Consider the following 15,981-nt stretch of genomic DNA (forward strand, 5'->3'; position numbering starts at 1 on the left):
ACCATGTCCCGCAGGGTGATCGGCATCGTCATGAACGGTGTCACCGGTCGAATGGGCTACCGCCAGCACCTCGTCCGCTCGATCCTCGCCATCCGTGAGCAGGGCGGACTGCCCCTCGGCGACGGCGAGGTGCTGTGGCCCGAACCGATCCTGGTCGGCCGCAGCGCCCGCAAGCTCGAGGAGATCGCCGACCGGCACGCGCTCACCCACTGGACCACCGACCTGGACGAGGCTCTCGCCCACCCGCTGGCCGAGATCTACTTCGACGCCCAGCTCACCCAGGTCCGGGAACAGTCCATCCGCAGGGCCGTCGCCGCCGGCAAGCACGTCTACACCGAGAAGCCCACCGCCGAGTCCCTGGACGCCGCGCTGGAGCTGGCCCGCCTCGCCCGCGACGCCGGGGTCCGCAGCGGCGCCGTCCAGGACAAGCTGTTCCTGCCCGGCCTGCTCAAGCTCAAGCGCCTGGTGGACAGCGGCTTCTTCGGCCGGATCCTGTCCGTGCGGGGCGAGTTCGGCTACTGGGTCTTCGAGGGCGACTGGCAGGAGGCCCAGCGGCCGTCCTGGAACTACCGCGCCCAGGACGGCGGCGGCATGGTCCTCGACATGTTCCCGCACTGGCGCTACGTGCTGGACGGCATCGTCGCCCCGGTCCGCTCCGTCTACGCCCACACCACCACCCACATCCCCACCCGGGTCGACGAGCAGGGCCGCCCCTACGAGGCCACCGCCGACGATGCCGCCTACGGCATCTTCGAGCTCGAGGGCGGCATCACCGCCCAGATCAACTCCTCCTGGGCCGTCCGCGTCGACCGCGACGAGCTGGTCGAGTTCCAGGTCGACGGCACCGAGGGCAGCGCCGTCGCCGGACTGCGCGAGTGCCGCTTCCAGCACCGGGCCGCCACCCCCAAGCCGGTCTGGAACCCCGACCTGGCCGTCACCGAGTCCTTCCGCGACCAGTGGCAGCGGGTGCCGGACAACGCCGAGTTCGACAACGGGTTCAAGGTCCAGTGGGAGCTGTTCCTGCGGCACGTGGTGACCGGCTCCGAGTACCGGTGGGACCTCCTCGAGGGCGCCAAGGGCGTCCAGCTCGCCGAACTCGGCCTGCGCTCCGCCCGCGAGGGCCGCCGCCTGGACGTGCCCGACCTCGCCCTCTGACCCCCGCGCCCGGCTCCCGCCGCCCCGGCTCCTCCCGCTCCCGCCCTGCTCCCACCCGCACCCCGACCCGATTGCTGACACCATGACCGAGATCGACCTGCCCGGCCACGGCCGCCACCGGATGTCCGAGCCGCCCCGCCTCCCGCCCGCCGCCGAGCCGCCGGCCGGCCGCGTCGTGTACGCCGCCGCCCACGTCGTCGCCGACCCGCTCGGCGACAACGCCCCCGGCGCACCCGCGGCCGTCGACTGGGACGCCACCCTCGCCTTCCGCCGCCACCTGTGGTCCCTCGGCCTCGGCGTCGCCGACGCCATGGACACCGCCCAGCGCGGCATGGGCCTCGACTGGCCCGCCACCCGCGAACTGATCACCCGCTCCGGCGCCGAGGCCCGCGCCACCGGCGGACTTCTCGCCTGCGGCGTCGGCACCGACCACCTCGCGCCCGGCACCCACGCCCTCCCCGCCGTCGCCGCCGCCTACGAGGAGCAGCTCGACGTCGTGCAGGCCGCCGGCGCCCGGCCGATCCTGATGGCCAGCCGCGCCCTGGCCGCCGGCGCCCGCGGCCCCGAGGACTACCTGAGCGTCTACAGCGGGATCATCGGCCGGGCCGAGCAGCCGGTCGTCCTGCACTGGCTGGGCGAGATGTTCGACCCGGCCCTGGCCGGCTACTGGGGATCCACCGACCTCGACGCCGCCACCGCCACCGTGCTGGAACTCATCGGGGAGCACGCCGACCGCATCGACGGCATCAAGGTCTCGCTGCTGGACGCCGACCGCGAGATCGCGCTGCGCCGCGCCCTGCCCGCCGGGGTCCGCCTCTACACCGGCGACGACTTCCACTACCCGGAACTGATCCGCGGCGACGAACACGGCCACAGCGACGCCCTGCTGGGCGTCTTCGACCCGATCGCCCCGGTCGCCGCCGCCGCGCTGCACGCCCTGGACGCCGGGGACCTCGACCGCTACGACGCGCTGTTCGCGCCGACCCTGCCGCTGGCCCGGCACCTGTTCGCCGCCCCCACGTACCACTACAAGACCGGGATCGTCCTGCTCGCCTGGCTGGCCGGGCACCAGGACCACTTCACCATGGTCGGCGGCGCACAGAGCGGCCGCTCGGTGCCGCACCTGGTCGAGCTGTTCCGCCTCGCCGACGCCGCCGGGATCCTGCCCGACCCCGATCTCGCGGCCGACCGGATGCGGCGCTACCTCGCCGTGGCGGCCCCGCTCGGCTGAGCGGCGACCGGCCTCCCCTCTCCGCCCTGACCTCTCCGCCCTGACCTCCCGTCCCTCTCCTCCCCTGCCTTCGCCCTCCCCTGCCCGAAAGGAGCCCGGCGCCGTGACCGGACTCTCCCGCCTGTCGCTCAACCAGATCACCACCAAGCGCTGGAGCCTGCCCGAAGCCGTCCAGGGCTGCGTCGACGCCGGGATCCCCGCCATCGGCCTGTGGCGGGACAAGGTCGCCGAGACCGGCCTCGCCCGCTCCGCCAAACTCTGCCGTGATGCCGGACTGACCGTCAGCAGCCTCTGCCGGGGCGGCTTCCTCACCGCCACCGGGCCGGAGGAACGACGGGCCGCGCTCGCCGACAACCTCCGCGCCATCGAGGAGGCCGCCGAACTCGGCACCGACACCCTGGTCATGGTCGTCGGCGGCCTCCCCGACGGCAGCCGGGACCTCGTCGGCGCCCGTCGCGCCGTCTCCGACATGATCGCCGAACTCGCCCCGCACGCCGGCGACTTCGGCGTCCGGATGGCTCTGGAGCCGCTGCACCCGATGTTCTGCGCCGACCGCGCCGTCATCTCCACCCTCGGCCAGGCCCTCGACCTCGCCGCACCCCACCCCGCCACCCAGGTCGGCGTGGTCGTCGACAGCTACCACGTCTGGTGGGACCCGCAGCTCCCCGAACAGATCGCCCGCGCCGGCCGGGAGGGCCGCATCGCCTCCTACCAGGTCTGCGACTGGACCCTGCCGCTCCCGGCCGACGTCCTGCTCGGACGCGGCCACGTCGGCGACGGCCACATCGACTTCCGCACCCTCACCGACCAGGTCTCCGCCGCCGGCTACACCGGCTGGATCGAGGTCGAGATCTTCAACCAGCAGATCTGGGACACCCCCGGCGACCGGACCCTGCGCACCCTCGCCGAACGCCATCTCACCCACGTGGTCCCGGCATGAGGATCGTCCTCGCCCCCGACTCCTTCAAGGGCACCGCCACCGCCGCCGAGGCCGCCCGGGCCCTGGCCGACGGCTGGCACTCGGTACGGCCGGGCGACCAACTCCTGTCGCTGCCCATGGCCGACGGCGGCGAGGGCACCCTCGACGCCGTGGCCACCGCCCACCCCGGCGCGACCGTCCACGAGGTCCCCGGCTGCACCGGCCCCGACGGCCGCCCCGTCCCGGGCCGCTACCTGCTGCTCCCCGACGGCAGCGCCCTCGTCGAACTCGCCACCGCCAGCGGGCTCCCCCTGCTCGAGGGCCGCCCCGCACCGCTCGCGGCCACCACCCGCGGCACCGGCGAGGCGATCGCCGCCGCGCTGGACGCGGGCGCGACCGCGCTGACCGTCGCCCTCGGCGGCTCAGCCTCCACCGACGGCGGGGCCGGGCTGCTCTCCGCACTCGGCCTCCGGGTCCTCGGCCCCTCGGGGGCCCCGCTGCCCGACGGCGGCGGCGCCCTCTCCGCGGCCTGGCGGATCGACACCCGCCGGCTGCGCCCCGGCCCGCCCGGGGGCGTGCGACTGCTCACCGACGTCACCAATCCGCTGCACGGCCCCGACGGCGCGGCGGCCGTCTACGGCCCGCAGAAGGGCGCCGGTCCCGCCGAGATCGGCCTGCTGGAGGACGGACTGCGCCGCTACGCCGGGCTGCTCGGCGGCGACCCGGACCAGCCCGGGGCCGGAGCGGCCGGCGGCACCGCCTACGGCCTCGCCACCGCCTGGGGCGCCCGGATCACCCCGGGCGCGGCAGCCGTCGCCGACCTGCTCGGCCTGGACGCCGCCATCGCCGGGGCCGACCTCGTGGTCACCGGTGAGGGCCGCTTCGACGCCACCAGCCTGCTCGGCAAGGCCGTCGGCGAGGTGATGGCCCGGGCGCGGCGCGCCGCCGTGCCGGTGCGCGTCGTCGCGGGCGACTCCACCGACCACCGGGCGCTCACCCTGCTGTCCCTGGCCGGTGACAGCGGTGACGCACAACGGCGGGCCGCCCACTGGCTCGAGCTGGCCGGGAGGCACCTGGCCCACTCGGTCGGACGCGCGGCGCGCTGACGCACACGGCCGAGGGGGCCCGACGAGGGGGCCGGTGAAGGGGCCCGGCGACGGCGTCGGCGGGGTGGTCGGTGAGGGGGCAGACGTCACCCTGCCGGGCCCGGCTCAGCCGTGCGGGTGTCGGTGGTGGCCGGTTCCGCCGCAGGTCGTAACTTTCCGGACCGCCGTTCTTTGATCCGGACAGCAGTGATTGCAACCGGTTCAGGGCGTGCAGCACCTTCAGCCGGCGCACTGTCGACCACCACCGGGTCGACCAGTGCTTCGAGTTCATCTTGAGAGGAATGCGGAAATGTTCAAGAACACCTTCGCCGCCGCCGCCGGCCTGGCCGCCGCTGCCATCGCGATGTCCGCCGGTTCGGCCTTCGCCATCGCCGACTCGGACGGCGCCGCCGTCTCGTCCCAGGGCAACGGCGGGACCAACCAGACCGGCACCCACGGCGACCACAGCGCCAACTTCCACACCCTCGACAACCCGAACATCTGCCTCCCGGAGGTCCACAACATCGCGGTCGGCGCCGTCATCGGCGTGGCCGTCCCGATCGAGGTCCCGGTCCTGAACAAGACCCCGAAGCAGATCTGCAACGTCGGCCACAACACCCAGTCCTCCGGCGACGGCGGTGTCTCGCACCTGATCGGCTGATCCAGCGGCGTTCCTGGGCCCCGGTGACACGTCCCGGGGTCCGGGTACCGCGCGGGACCGACGCCCGGCCGGGGCTTCCCGGCCGGGCGTCCGGCATCTCCCGTGAGCAGCAGAGGACTTGCGGGCAACGCGAAGAAAGGACGACCAACGTCCGACCTGCGTGCGAAGCCCGGGCGGCGCGGGAGTGCGGACCCGCGCGTCCCCGCACCGCTCGCTGCCCCGGGCCCGGCAGCCCCGCCCCTGGTGGGCACCGGTCCTGCGGATACGAGGCGTCCGGGTGGTCGGAACCATTCCCCTGTGACCCCCGGTCGGAATGTGGCCACCGATACCTGGCGGGCTGGCACGTACATGGCTACCCTGCTGCGGCCGGACACCGTCACCGGCCGTCCCGCAGTCCGCACCCGCCCCACGGGACGTCAGCACCGGACCAGAGGAGTGTCATGCCCAGCACTTCCCGCTCCGCCCGCCCCTCCGGCACCAGCGTCCTCCGGAAGCCCCGGCAGCACCGGCTCGGGGCGTTCGCCGCCGTCGCGACCGCCGTCGCCCTGGCCGTCGGCATCGCCGCCCCCGCGCACGCGGCCGGCGGCCACCTGCCCCCGATCCACCCCGAGCTCGACTTCGCCGGCTCCACCGTGGCCGCCCACGAGGGCCGCGACGGCACCGCCCCGCTCGCCGCCCTCGCCGCCACCCAGACACCCGGGCTCGACGTCGCCAGCTACCAGGGCAACGTCAACTGGCCCTCGGTGCGCGCCAACGGCGCCCGCTTCGCCTACGTCAAGGCCACCGAGGGCACCACCTACACCAACCCGTACTTCACCCAGCAGTACAACGGCTCCTACAACGCCGGGCTGATCCGCGGCGCCTACCACTTCGCCCTGCCGGACCGCTCCTCCGGCACCGCGCAGGCCAACTGGTTCGTCGACCACGGCGGCGGCTGGTCCCGCGACGGCAAGACCCTCCCGCCGGCCCTCGACATCGAGTACAACCCCTACGGTGCCACCTGCTACGGCCTCGGCCAGAGCGCCATGGTGAGCTGGATCCGCGCCTTCAGCAACACCGTCCACTCCCGCACCGGCCGCTATCCCACCATCTACACCACCACCAACTGGTGGGCCACCTGCACCGGCAACAACGCCTCCTTCGGCGCCACCAACCCGCTCTGGATAGCCCGTTACGCCTCCGCCGTCGGCACCCTCCCGGCCGGCTGGAGCTACCAGACCATCTGGCAGCACGCCGACTCCGGCACCTTCCCCGGCGACCAGAACCTCTTCAACGGCGCCTTCGACCGCGTCCAGGCCCTCGCCAACGGCTGAGGCCCGTCCCGGCACCCCTCCCGCTGTGCCGCCCGGACCGGTCCGGGCGGCACAGCGGGAACGCGCAGGGCGCGGCGGTGAGGAGTCAGGGCACGGTGGTGAGGGAGTCGAGGAGGATGCGCCAGGCCTCGGTGTAGGCGGTCGGGTCGTCGGGGGTCGCGTCCGGGGGGCCGAAGGCGACGTGCGGGGCGCCGTGCAGGACGGCGAGCAGGAGTTGGGCCACCAGTTCGGGCGGGCGGGGTGCCATGCTGCCCTCGCCCTGGGCCCGGCGGATCAGGGTGACCAGGCCGCGCTGCACGTCCGAGAAGATGTCCGCCGCCGGGGCGGCCGGGTCCGGGACGTCGGTGGCCAGACGGAGGGCCGCGCGCAGCCGGACGTCCTCCTTCAGCCGCTGGGCGAGGTCCAGGACGAGTGCCTCCAGGACGTCGGCGGCCCCGGCGCCGGGGACGTCGCGGGTCAGCCGCATCTCCTCCCAGACCTGCCGGGACTGCGAGACCAGGGCGCCCGCGAGGGCGCGCTTGGAGTCGAAGTGCCCGTACAGCGCCCCCTTGGTCATGCCGGTGCGCTGCGCCACCGCGTTGAGGGTGGCCCCGCTGTAGCCCTGGGTGGAGAACTCCTCGGCCGCGGCGTCGAGCACCTTCTCCCGCGTACGCCGGGCCCGCTGCTGCTTCATCACGCGGTCCTCCTCGGGGTTCGGAGAACATTCCGTGGCGAGGGAATGTTCCCGGGCCGGCACGGTCACCGCCCGGTTCCGTTCAGGTCCGACCGGGAACATTCATCGGTGCTTCCTCCCCCGAGGTCGCGAACTCCCGCACGGGCCGGCTGCATTGCGGCACCGTCGCGGGCGTCCCGGCTCAGGAACCTACCTTCCGGAAGGATTGGCGTCGAGGCGGGATTCCCGCCGCCCTGTCCAAAACGCCGCCATCGGACGCGGGTCGACGGCCCTGCAGCGGAGCCCCCCACACACCGAACTCCCGCCCCCACCACCGAGGAGCCGAACGTGCCCGAGCCCGATCACCGAAGCAGACCCGGCGCCGGAGCCGAGACCGGAAGCCCGTCCCGGACCGGGACCGGACCCGAACCGCCCGGCCCGTTCCGGGTCCGGCCGATCGTCACCCGGCGGGGTCCCGATCCCCAGCAGGAGCGGGCCACCCGCACCCGGCTGCTCGTCCTCACCGCCGCCGCCGAACTGTTCACGGCCCGGGGCTTCCGGCACACCTCGGTGCAGGAGGTTGCCGACCGGGTGGGGATGACGAAGGGCGCGGTCTACTTCCACTACCCGACCAAGGAGGCGCTGACCGTCGCCGTGGTCGAACAGCACTACGCCCGCTGGCCGTTGCTGCTGGCCGCGGTCACCGCGGAGGGGCACGGACCACTGGAGACCGCGGAACGCCTCTTGGCGGGTGCGGTGCTGGCCTTCCGGGACGACATCCTCGTCCGGGCGGGCACCCGGCTGCAGGTCGAACGCCCGCAGATCGATGCCGAGTTGCCGACGCCGTACGTGGACTGGACCGAGCTGCTGGCCGGACTGCTGGCCCGCGCCGAGGCGCTGGGCGAGCTGCGGGCGGGGATCCGGCCCCGGGCCGCGGCCCGGTCGCTGGTGGCCGCGCTCTTCGGCACCCAGCACATCTCGGACGTCCTGCACGAGCGGGCGGACATCGTCGAACACTGGGCGGAGACGGCCGAGTTACTGTTCCGGGCGATCCGCGCGGACTGACCCGGCCGGGACCGGGGCCGACGACGCGGACGGGACCGGGGCCGGGGCGGGCGACGAGGACGGGGCACCGCCACCGCCTGCCGGCGTCCCGGCACCCGCCACGGCACCGGCCCCGGCCCGGGTACCGGCGTGGGCCGTGGCCGCGGCCACCAGGGCGAGCACGGCCGCCGCGAGCGGGAACCAGCGCCCGCCGAACAGCGCGACGGCCGCGCTGCCGACCGCCCCGCCGGCGGCCGTACCCAGGTACAGGGCGCTGCTGTTGAGCGAGATCAGCAGCTGGGCGCCGCCCGGGTCGAGCGAGGCGAGCCGGTGCGGCAGCGCCACCGACACCGCCCAGCCCGCCAGCGGTGTGACGGCGGCGTAGGCGAGCGCGCCCGGCATCGAGCGCCCCGCCCACGGGAGCGCGGCGAACGCGAGCGCCGCCACCGTGCTGCCGGTGAGCAGCACCCGCCGGACGCCGACGCGGTCGACCAGGCGACCGCCGAGCCAGCTGCCCGCCACCGAGGCGAGGCCCGAGACCAGCAGCACCAGGCTCAGCCGGTCCGCCCGTCCACCGGTGGCCGGGGCGATCGCGGTGGCCAGGTAGATGTAGACGGTCTGGAAGGCGAGGAAGAAGAGCAGGGTGGTGGAGGCGGCGCCGAGCACCCGCCGGTCGCGCAGCGGCGCCAGCCGGTCCCGCAGTCCGGGTGCGGCGACGGGCGCCGGCAGGTCGCGCAGCAGCAGGGCGAGTCCGGCCAGGGCGGCCGCGCCGAGGGCCGTGACCAGCCACATCGTGAGGCGCCAGTCGGTGCGGCCGATCCAGGTGCCGAGCGGGACGCCGAGCGCGGTGGCGACCGTCATGCCGCCGAGCACGGTGGCCAGTGCCCGGCCGCGCCGCTCGGGGGCGACCAGGGTGGTGGCCACGGCGTTGGCCGTCGGGGTGTAGAGCGCGGCGCCCGCGGCGGCCAGGACCCGGGTGGCGAGCAGGGTCCCGTAGGAGGGGGCGAGCGCGCTGAGCGCGTTGGCGGCGGCGAACACGGCGAGCGCGGTGAGCAGCAGCCGGCGGCGCGGCCAGCGCGCGGTGAGCGCGGCGAGCGGCGGGGCGAGCAGCGCGTAGCCGAGGGCGAAGACGGTCACCAGTTGGCCGGCGGCGGCGACCGTGACACCGAGGTCCTCGGCGATCGGACCGAGGATGCCGGCCATGACCATGGTGTCGGTGCCGACGGCGAAGGTGCCGAGGGCCAGCAGGAGCAGTCGGACGGGCACGTGGTTCCCCCCAGGAGCGGACGGCAGCGGAACACTGTTGTTGGACGGATGGGCAACAGTTTGATGCTCGCCAAACAGTACGGATTGGTGGATGATTGTCAAACCGTCCCGTTCGCGTCGCACCAGCGCCGCCCGAGCCCCGAGGAGGCCGCCGGCCATGACCGAAGACGAGCGGCTGCCCCAGCCCACCGCCACCGAGATCGACCTGGTCACCGTGCTGCACGCACTCGGCGACCCGGTCCGGATGCGCCTGCTGACCAGCTACGCCGACGGCGCCGAGCACTCCTGCGACCCGCGCCACCTCGGCCTCGAGCACCTGCACAAATCGACCGTCTCGCACCACATGCGGGTGCTGCGCGAGGCCGGTGTCACCACCACCCGGGTCGCCGGCCGCAACCGCTACGTCTCGCTGCGCCGGGCGGACCTCGACGCGCGCTTCCCCGGGCTGCTCGACGCCCTGCTCACCGCGACCCGGGCCGCCGCCCCGACCGGAGCAGGCTGAGCCCCGCCCGGACCGGGCCGCCGCACGGTCCCGCCACGCGGTCCCGCCGCCCGTCCGGCCGCACCGGACCGGCGCCCGCGCCGCCCGCTCGGTAGCGTGACCGGGACGGCGAGGGCGCGGACCAGCGAAAGGCCGGGCGGGCGCGATGATCGGTGAGGTCGGCGGACAGGCCGGCGGGCGGACCGGCGGACAGGCCGGCAGCGGGCTCGATCTGGAGGGCCTGCGCCGGGTCTACGGCACCACCGGTCACCGGCTCTTCTACACCCTCGTCTGCCGGCGGGCCCGGCACTGGGGCTGGACCGAGCCCGGCCAGTCCAAATGGCGCTGCTGGCGGGCGCAACGGCAGCTGGAGGGGGTGCTCGGCCGCAAGCTCGCCCTGCCGCCCGGCGCCCGGGTACTGGACGCCGGCTGCGGCTCGGGCGTCGTCGCCCGCCAGCTGGCGGCCCGCTTCGGCCTGCGGGTCACCGGCGTCGACCTGATGGACTTCCACGTCCGGGAGGCCCGCCGGCTGAGCGCCCGGGCCGCGCTGGAGGACCGCACCGCCTTCGCCTGGGGCGACTTCCACGAGCTGGACCTGCCCGCCGGCTCCTTCGACGGCGTCTACTCGATGGAGACGCTCTGCCACGCCCACGACCCGGCGCGCGCCCTCGCGGAGTTCCACCGGCTGCTGCGACCGGGCGGGCGGCTGGTCCTGCTCGGCCCCGCCGCCGTCCCGCGCGCGGAGATGCCGAACACCCAACAGGCGCTGCTGGACCCGTACCTGGACGCGATGGTGCTGCCCGGCGCCCGCCGCTACACCACCCGCACCCTGGGCGGACTCGTCACCGGGGCGGGCTTCCGGCTGGAGGAGGAGCTCGACGCCACCCCCTACTACCTGCCCACCACCGAGGCCCTGTACGGGTACTTCCGACTGCCGTACGCCCTGCTGCGCCGCCTCGGCGTGACCGAGCACTGGCTGGGGCTGCGCTCCACCGTGGAGATGTACCAACTGCGCCACCACGTCGCGTGGATGGTGCACACCGCCGTCAAGGACGGCTGACCGGCGCGGCGTTCGCCCTCCGGCGGTCGGGGGTCAGCGCCCGGCGCCCAGCATCCGGAGCACCAGATCGCCGTAGCGGCGGCCGAGTTCCTCGGGCGGCTCACTGCTGCGGTCGGTGTACCAGCGGGACACGTCGATCCCGAGCGAGGTGACCGCGCGCGCCGCGGTCCGTACCTCGGCCACCTCGAACAGGCCGTCCGCGCGCCCCTCCTCGATCAGCGCGGTGACCTCGCGCTCGATGTCCAGCCGCAGTGCCGCGACCGCCGCGTAGTCGTCCTCCGGGAGCGCGTGCAGCTCGTAGTTGACCACCCGGCCGACCGTCCGCGCCCGGGCGTGCCAGGCGGTGAAGTCCTCGACCAGGCGCCGCATCCGGGCCACCGGGTCGCCCTCGCCGGCCGCCGCCGCCCGGACCAGGGAGAGCGCCGCGGCGTGACCGGCCCGGCTGATCTCGGCCAGCAGGGCCGCCTTGGAGGGGTAGTGGATGTAGAGCGCGGCCGGGCTCATCCCGGCGCCGGTGGCGATGTCCCGGGTGGTGGTGGCGTGGAATCCGCGCTCGGCGAAGGACTCGACGGCGGCCCGGAGCAGCCGGTACACCGCCTCCGGGCGGGTGTCGGCGCCGCCGGGCAGGGTGGGCCACAGCTCGGCGATGGGCGTGCTGGTCATGGCGCCATCCTCGCAGATCGGTCGTCCGGGCGGTCGTACGGGCATTCGCCCGGGGCCGGGCCGGCGGAGGACGGGAGACCCAGCCGGGCACCCAGCCGGGAACCCAGCCGGACACCCACCCGGACGCGCTCCCAGGGGCTGTTGACAGGGTGTCGCACCGACACCATGCTGAGCAAGCGCTTAGTCAGCAGTCGCTCCACCGGCAGCCGAGCCACCGGGCCCGTCGGCCGGTCGCCGTCCACGCCGAGAGGATCCCCGTGGTGCACTCCTTCAAGGGCCGGGTGGCCGTCGTCACCGGATCGAGCCGGGGCATCGGCCTCGGCATCGCACGCGAGCTGGTCGCCCGGGGGGCCAGAGTGTGCCTGACCGCGCGCAACGCGGAGCCGCTCGCCGAGGCGGTCCAGGACCTCGGCGGACCCGAGGTCGCCATCGGCGTCGCAGGCCGCGCCGACGACCCGGCCCACCAGGAGGAGGCCGTCGCCCGCACCGTGGCGACCTTCGGGCGGCTCGACCACCTGGTCAACAACACCGGCATCAACCCGGTGTACGGCCCGGTCCTCGACGTCGACGAGGCCGCCGCCGCCAAGATCCTCGCCGTCAACGTGCTCGCGCCGCTCGCCTGGACCCGCCGGGCGCACGCCGCCTGGATGGGCGAGCACGGCGGCTCGGTGGTCAACGTCGCCTCGGTGGCCGGTCTGCGCTCCTCGCTCGGCATCGGCATGTACGGGGTGTCCAAGGCGGCACTGATCCGGCTCACCACCGAACTCGCCGCCGAACTGGGGCCCCAGGGCATCCGGGTCAACGCGGTCGCCCCCGCCGTCGTGAAGACCCGGTTCGCCGAGGCCCTGTACGAGGGCCGGGAGGAGCAGGTCGCCGCCGCCTACCCGCTCGGCCGGCTCGGGCTGCCCGAGGACGTCGCGGGCGCGGTCGCCTTCCTGCTCTCCCCCGACGCGGCCTGGATCACCGGCCAGACCGTGGTGGTGGACGGCGGCGTGACCCTCGGCGGCGGGCTGTGAGCACCCCGAACGGCACCTCGAGCGGCACCCCTGCCGACGCACCGGTCGCCGCCCCCGCCCGGACCGCCTCCGCCCCCGCCGCCCGGCCGTTCGCCGGCCAGGGCGTCGTCGTCACCGGTGCCGGCCGGGGCATCGGCGCCGCCGTGGCCCGCGCCTTCGCGGCCGCCGGCGCCCGGGTGGTGGTGAACGACCTCGACGGTACCGCGGCCCGCGCCGTCGCGGCCGACTGCGGCGGCTCCGCCGTCCCCGGCGACGCCGCCTCCGCCGAAGGGCTGGCCGCCCTGGTCCACTCCGCCCGGGGAGCGCTCGCCCGGCACGGCGCCGAACTCGACATCTGGTGCGCCAACGCGGGCGTCGCCCCGGCCGGCGGCGCGGACGCCGCACCCGAGGCCTGGGCAGCCGCCTGGGAGGTCAACGTCCTCGCCCACGTCCGGGCCGCCGAACTGCTGCTCCCCCACTGGCTGGAGCGCGGCAGCGGCCGGTTCGTCGCCACCGTCTCGGCGGCCGGCCTGCTCACCATGCTCGGCTCGGCCCCCTACGCCGTCACCAAGCACGGCGCGCTCGCCTTCGCCGAGTGGCTCGCCGCCACCTACCGGCACCGCGGGCTCCGGGTGCACGCGCTCTGCCCGCAGGGCGTGCGCACCGCGATGCTGGCGAGCACCGGCGCGGTCGGCGAGACGCTGCTCGCCCCCACCGCGCTGGAGCCGGCGGAGGTCGCGACGGCCCTGCTGGACGCCCTGGCGGCGGACCGCTTCCTGGTCCTGCCGCACGCCGAGGTGGCCGACTACTACACCGCGCGCGCCGGGGAGCCGGACCGCTGGCTGGCCGGGATGAACCGCCTCCAGCGGCAGCTGGAGCAGGAGGGGGCGCTGTGAGGGCCTGGCAGGTACCCGAGCCGGGCGAACCGCGCGCGGTGCTTCGGCTCGCCGAGGACGCGCCGCGCCCGGTCCCGGGCCCGGGACAACTGCTGGTCCGGGTCCGGGCGGCGGCCGTCAACTTCCCGGACGCGCTGCTGGTCCGGGGCCAGTACCAGGTGCGGCCGCCGCTGCCGTTCACCCCCGGGGTGGAGCTGTGCGGCGAGGTGGCCGACCAGGGACCCGTTCCGGAGCAGCCGGGCAACCCCCCGGACGAGCGGTGGCGGCCCGGTGACCGGCTGATCGGCACCCCCGTCCTCCCGCACGGCGCGTTCGCCGAGTACGCGCTGCTGGACGCGGCCGCCGCCTTCCGCGCCCCCGACTCCCTGGACGACGCGGAGGCCGCCGCCCTGCACATCGGCCACCAGACCGCCTGGTTCGCCCTGCACCGGCGCGCCGCGCTGCGCCCCGGCGAGACGCTGCTGGTGCACGCGGCGGCCGGCGGGGTCGGCAGCGCCGCCGTCCAGCTCGGCCGGGCGGCCGGCGCCCGGGTGATCGCCGTGGTCGGCGGCGCGGCGAAGGCGGCCACCGCCCGCGCGCTGGGCGCCGACCTGGTGGTCGACCGCACCACCGAGGACTTCGTCACCGCCGTCCGGACCGCCACCGGCGGCCGCGGCGCGGACGTGGTCTTCGACCCGGTCGGCGGCGCGGCCTACACCGGCTCCACCCGCTGCGTCGCCTTCGAGGGCCGGATCGTGGTGATCGGCTTCGCCGGCGGCGACATCCCGGCACCCACGCTCAACCACGCCCTGGTGAAGAACTACTCGATCCTCGGCCTGCACTGGGGCCTCTATCAGACCCGCGACCCCGAGGCGGTCCGCGCCGTCCACCGGGAGCTCAGCGCGCTCGCCGCCAAGGGCGTCGTGCGGCCCCTGGTGACCGGCCGGCTCCCGTTCGAGGCCGTACCGGACGCCGTGCAGCGGGTCGCCGACGGAACAACCACCGGACGGCTGGTGGTGCTGCCGTGACCCGGCGGGGCCTTCGCCGGCACATCGAGGGACCCCGCCGCACTCCTCGGGTTCTGGGGATCGTCGCAACACCCATGCTGGACCTTTCCCCCGATTACAGCTGCAGACAAGGTTCTTTGACGGTCATTCAGGAAGTCATCATCATGTGAGCAAGTGGACTGCTCACAAGGGGGAGCGAGTGCAACCGACAACGCCGCACGCCGACGGTCAAGAGTCAGGAGCACGAGGTGAGACTCCGGCTGAACGGTCCAGGCGCCCGCTCGGTGACATTGCCGCGCTGATCACGGCGGGCACCGGACTGGTCGGCCTGCTCTTCGGCTACCTGGGCCTCCCGGTCATAGCGAACTCACCGACCGCGGCGCGACCCACCGTGACGAAGACGGTCTCCGTCCCGGAGCCCGCGGTCACCGTGACGGTCACCGCGCCTCCCCCGTCGGTAGCGGCATCCCTGCCGACGGGTTCGCCGAGCGGCGGCCCGGACGGTACGCCGAGCCCGAGCAGCAAACCCCTGCTGCTCACGACGATGAACCCGGTCGCCAAAGGCAAGTACGCATGGCTCAAGGTGGGCAGCGGGACCCTGAACAGCCAGGGATTCGAGACAGCCCTGGTGCCCGACGGTTCCGATTCGAACTGCTCGGGCTCGGCGGAGTACAATCTCGGCCGCCAGTGGGCCACCCTGACGTTGACCGCCGGCATTGACGACTACTCCGCCAATACGGCGTCCCGGCTCGACATCCTGGCCGACGGTGAATCGATCTTCACCGGAGAGGTCAACCTCGGAAAGCCCAAGGAACTCAGCCTGGATGTGAAGGGCCGGTTGCGGCTGTCCATCCGCTTTGCCGACACGGTGACCGGCTGCCACATGGGCAGCCTCGTCCTCGGCAACCCGCTTCTGGCACCCTGAAGCCCGGTTCGGTCGGTATGCCGACGACGAGAACACGCGCTTCCGCGTACTCCTGGCAACCGTCCGACATCCGACGAGCGGGGTCAAGGGTTCATCGGCTCCGTCCGGATCACGACGCTGCCCATTCCGGGGCGAGCCGGAGGACCCTGCCCGCGAGTCGGAGGAACGTCCACAGCTGATCTTGACCGTCGGGACTGTTGGACCGTCCGCCGGACCGGCGGTGCTTCGGGAGCGCTCCGGCGGCGAGGGATGACGTTGTAGCTCGTTCGGAGCAGCGACCGGGACGCGCGGGGTGCGGTTCTCCGTCGAGTCGATTGGATGATTGTGAACCGTCCCGGTTCGCCCCAATGGTGAGGAGCAGTGATGTCCGCTTCCAAGATACGCCGCAGTGTTGCCTCGTCCGTTCTCCTGCTGGCCATGGGCGCTGTCCCGTTGGTCGGTGCGGCCACCACCGCCGACGCCGCGACGGTCGGCAGCTCCAGTTTGCCGAGCACTGGCGCTGCGCGGCCGGCCGACGGTCCCATCCCCTGCGCGACCACCCCGCTTGAGGGTCTTCTTCTGGCGATCGGTCCGGTCGGCGGCCTCGTGAGCGGCATCGTCTGCACCCCCAACTAGCCGGACCCAGCCGGACCGAATCGGCGAAGGTGGC

General features: G+C 74.6%; 17 protein-coding genes. 14 read left to right on the plus strand and 3 right to left on the minus strand.

Annotated features, from left to right (window positions below):
- Window positions 1-3: 3 nt before the first annotated feature.
- The 6 genes from ACIPYS_RS04360 (at window position 4) to ACIPYS_RS04385 (ending at window position 6,364) form a co-directional block, all read left to right on the plus strand.
- Window positions 4-1,155, plus strand: coding sequence for a Gfo/Idh/MocA family protein (locus ACIPYS_RS04360; RefSeq protein ID WP_093863504.1), 1,152 nt, complete (start codon window positions 4-6; stop codon window positions 1,153-1,155).
- A gap of 82 nt (window positions 1,156-1,237) precedes the next feature.
- Window positions 1,238-2,386 carry a dihydrodipicolinate synthase family protein gene (locus tag ACIPYS_RS04365; RefSeq protein WP_400742959.1) on the plus strand — a complete coding sequence of 383 codons (1,149 nt, stop codon included), beginning with the start codon at window positions 1,238-1,240 and terminating at the stop codon, window positions 2,384-2,386.
- A 103-nt stretch (window positions 2,387-2,489) separates the two neighbouring features.
- A complete protein-coding gene (locus ACIPYS_RS04370; protein WP_400742962.1) occupies window positions 2,490-3,326 on the plus strand; it encodes a sugar phosphate isomerase/epimerase family protein in 837 nt (278 codons plus the stop codon).
- Window positions 3,323-4,411, plus strand: coding sequence for a glycerate kinase (locus ACIPYS_RS04375; RefSeq protein ID WP_400742964.1), 1,089 nt, complete (start codon window positions 3,323-3,325; stop codon window positions 4,409-4,411). Before ACIPYS_RS04370 ends, ACIPYS_RS04375 begins: the two co-directional genes overlap by 4 nt.
- Before the next feature lie 289 nt (window positions 4,412-4,700).
- Window positions 4,701-5,051: a hypothetical protein gene (locus ACIPYS_RS04380; RefSeq protein WP_030396522.1), complete on the plus strand. Its 351-nt coding sequence runs from the start codon at window positions 4,701-4,703 to the stop codon at window positions 5,049-5,051.
- A 440-nt stretch (window positions 5,052-5,491) separates the two neighbouring features.
- On the plus strand, window positions 5,492-6,364 hold the full coding sequence (locus ACIPYS_RS04385; RefSeq protein WP_400742969.1) for a lysozyme: 873 nt from the start codon (window positions 5,492-5,494) through the stop codon (window positions 6,362-6,364).
- A gap of 85 nt (window positions 6,365-6,449) precedes the next feature.
- On the opposite strand, the gene ACIPYS_RS04390 is transcribed toward ACIPYS_RS04385, so the two are convergent.
- Entirely contained in the window at window positions 6,450-7,037 is a 588-nt protein-coding gene (locus ACIPYS_RS04390; protein WP_400743935.1) for a TetR family transcriptional regulator, read from the minus strand.
- A gap of 327 nt (window positions 7,038-7,364) precedes the next feature.
- On the opposite strand from ACIPYS_RS04390, the gene ACIPYS_RS04395 reads away from it, so the two are divergent.
- On the plus strand, window positions 7,365-8,081 hold the full coding sequence (locus ACIPYS_RS04395) for a ScbR family autoregulator-binding transcription factor (RefSeq protein ID WP_400742972.1): 717 nt from the start codon (window positions 7,365-7,367) through the stop codon (window positions 8,079-8,081).
- Here the strand turns inward: ACIPYS_RS04395 and ACIPYS_RS04400 are convergent.
- Window positions 8,052-9,326, minus strand: a complete 1,275-nt coding sequence (locus ACIPYS_RS04400; RefSeq protein WP_400742975.1) for an MFS transporter — start codon at window positions 9,324-9,326, stop codon at window positions 8,052-8,054. The two genes, ACIPYS_RS04395 and ACIPYS_RS04400, sit on opposite strands and share 30 nt — an antisense overlap.
- Window positions 9,327-9,483: 157 nt before the next feature.
- Here ACIPYS_RS04400 and ACIPYS_RS04405 point away from each other — a divergent pair, with 157 nt between their 5' ends.
- Window positions 9,484-9,828, plus strand: a complete 345-nt coding sequence (locus tag ACIPYS_RS04405) for an ArsR/SmtB family transcription factor (RefSeq protein ID WP_400742978.1) — start codon at window positions 9,484-9,486, stop codon at window positions 9,826-9,828.
- 145 nt (window positions 9,829-9,973) lie between these two features.
- Window positions 9,974-10,867, plus strand: coding sequence for a class I SAM-dependent methyltransferase (locus ACIPYS_RS04410; RefSeq protein ID WP_400742979.1), 894 nt, complete (start codon window positions 9,974-9,976; stop codon window positions 10,865-10,867).
- Between the two features lie 33 nt (window positions 10,868-10,900).
- Here the strand turns inward: ACIPYS_RS04410 and ACIPYS_RS04415 are convergent, their stop codons facing one another.
- On the minus strand, window positions 10,901-11,530 hold the full coding sequence (locus ACIPYS_RS04415; RefSeq protein ID WP_400742982.1) for a TetR/AcrR family transcriptional regulator: 630 nt from the start codon (window positions 11,528-11,530) through the stop codon (window positions 10,901-10,903).
- Between the two features lie 257 nt (window positions 11,531-11,787).
- Here ACIPYS_RS04415 and ACIPYS_RS04420 point away from each other — a divergent pair, with 257 nt between their 5' ends.
- The 5 genes from ACIPYS_RS04420 to ACIPYS_RS04440 all read left to right on the plus strand — a co-directional run bounded on the left by ACIPYS_RS04420 (window position 11,788) and on the right by ACIPYS_RS04440 (window position 15,947).
- Window positions 11,788-12,546 carry an SDR family oxidoreductase gene (locus tag ACIPYS_RS04420; RefSeq protein WP_400742984.1) on the plus strand — a complete coding sequence of 253 codons (759 nt, stop codon included), beginning with the start codon at window positions 11,788-11,790 and terminating at the stop codon, window positions 12,544-12,546.
- Window positions 12,543-13,421, plus strand: coding sequence for an SDR family oxidoreductase (locus tag ACIPYS_RS04425; protein WP_400742987.1), 879 nt, complete (start codon window positions 12,543-12,545; stop codon window positions 13,419-13,421). The genes ACIPYS_RS04420 and ACIPYS_RS04425 overlap by 4 nt, the downstream gene beginning before the upstream one ends.
- Window positions 13,418-14,428 carry an NADPH:quinone oxidoreductase family protein gene (locus tag ACIPYS_RS04430; protein ID WP_400742990.1) on the plus strand — a complete coding sequence of 337 codons (1,011 nt, stop codon included), beginning with the start codon at window positions 13,418-13,420 and terminating at the stop codon, window positions 14,426-14,428. Before ACIPYS_RS04425 ends, ACIPYS_RS04430 begins: the two co-directional genes overlap by 4 nt.
- 178 nt (window positions 14,429-14,606) lie before the next feature.
- Window positions 14,607-15,332: an NPCBM/NEW2 domain-containing protein gene (locus ACIPYS_RS04435; protein ID WP_400742993.1), complete on the plus strand. Its 726-nt coding sequence runs from the start codon at window positions 14,607-14,609 to the stop codon at window positions 15,330-15,332.
- Between the two features lie 363 nt (window positions 15,333-15,695).
- Complete coding sequence (locus ACIPYS_RS04440; RefSeq protein WP_400742996.1) at window positions 15,696-15,947, plus strand: hypothetical protein; 252 nt, start codon at window positions 15,696-15,698, stop codon at window positions 15,945-15,947.
- Window positions 15,948-15,981 lie beyond the last annotated feature (34 nt).

Origin of the sequence: Kitasatospora sp. NPDC089913 (assembly GCF_044748625.1) — a bacterium.
Lineage (GTDB): Bacteria > Actinomycetota > Actinomycetes > Streptomycetales > Streptomycetaceae > Kitasatospora.

Coding starts and splice junctions, on each gene's coding strand:
- ACIPYS_RS04360 (WP_093863504.1), top strand. CDS start 4: ATGTCCCGCAGGGTGATCGGCATCGTCATGAACGGTGTCACCGGTCGA.
- ACIPYS_RS04365 (WP_400742959.1), top strand. CDS start 1,238: ATGACCGAGATCGACCTGCCCGGCCACGGCCGCCACCGGATGTCCGAG.
- ACIPYS_RS04375 (WP_400742964.1), top strand. CDS start 3,323: ATGAGGATCGTCCTCGCCCCCGACTCCTTCAAGGGCACCGCCACCGCC.
- ACIPYS_RS04380 (WP_030396522.1), top strand. CDS start 4,701: ATGTTCAAGAACACCTTCGCCGCCGCCGCCGGCCTGGCCGCCGCTGCC.
- ACIPYS_RS04385 (WP_400742969.1), top strand. CDS start 5,492: ATGCCCAGCACTTCCCGCTCCGCCCGCCCCTCCGGCACCAGCGTCCTC.
- ACIPYS_RS04390 (WP_400743935.1), bottom strand. CDS start 7,037: ATGAAGCAGCAGCGGGCCCGGCGTACGCGGGAGAAGGTGCTCGACGCC.
- ACIPYS_RS04405 (WP_400742978.1), top strand. CDS start 9,484: ATGACCGAAGACGAGCGGCTGCCCCAGCCCACCGCCACCGAGATCGAC.
- ACIPYS_RS04410 (WP_400742979.1), top strand. CDS start 9,974: ATGATCGGTGAGGTCGGCGGACAGGCCGGCGGGCGGACCGGCGGACAG.
- ACIPYS_RS04415 (WP_400742982.1), bottom strand. CDS start 11,530: ATGACCAGCACGCCCATCGCCGAGCTGTGGCCCACCCTGCCCGGCGGC.
- ACIPYS_RS04440 (WP_400742996.1), top strand. CDS start 15,696: ATGTCCGCTTCCAAGATACGCCGCAGTGTTGCCTCGTCCGTTCTCCTG.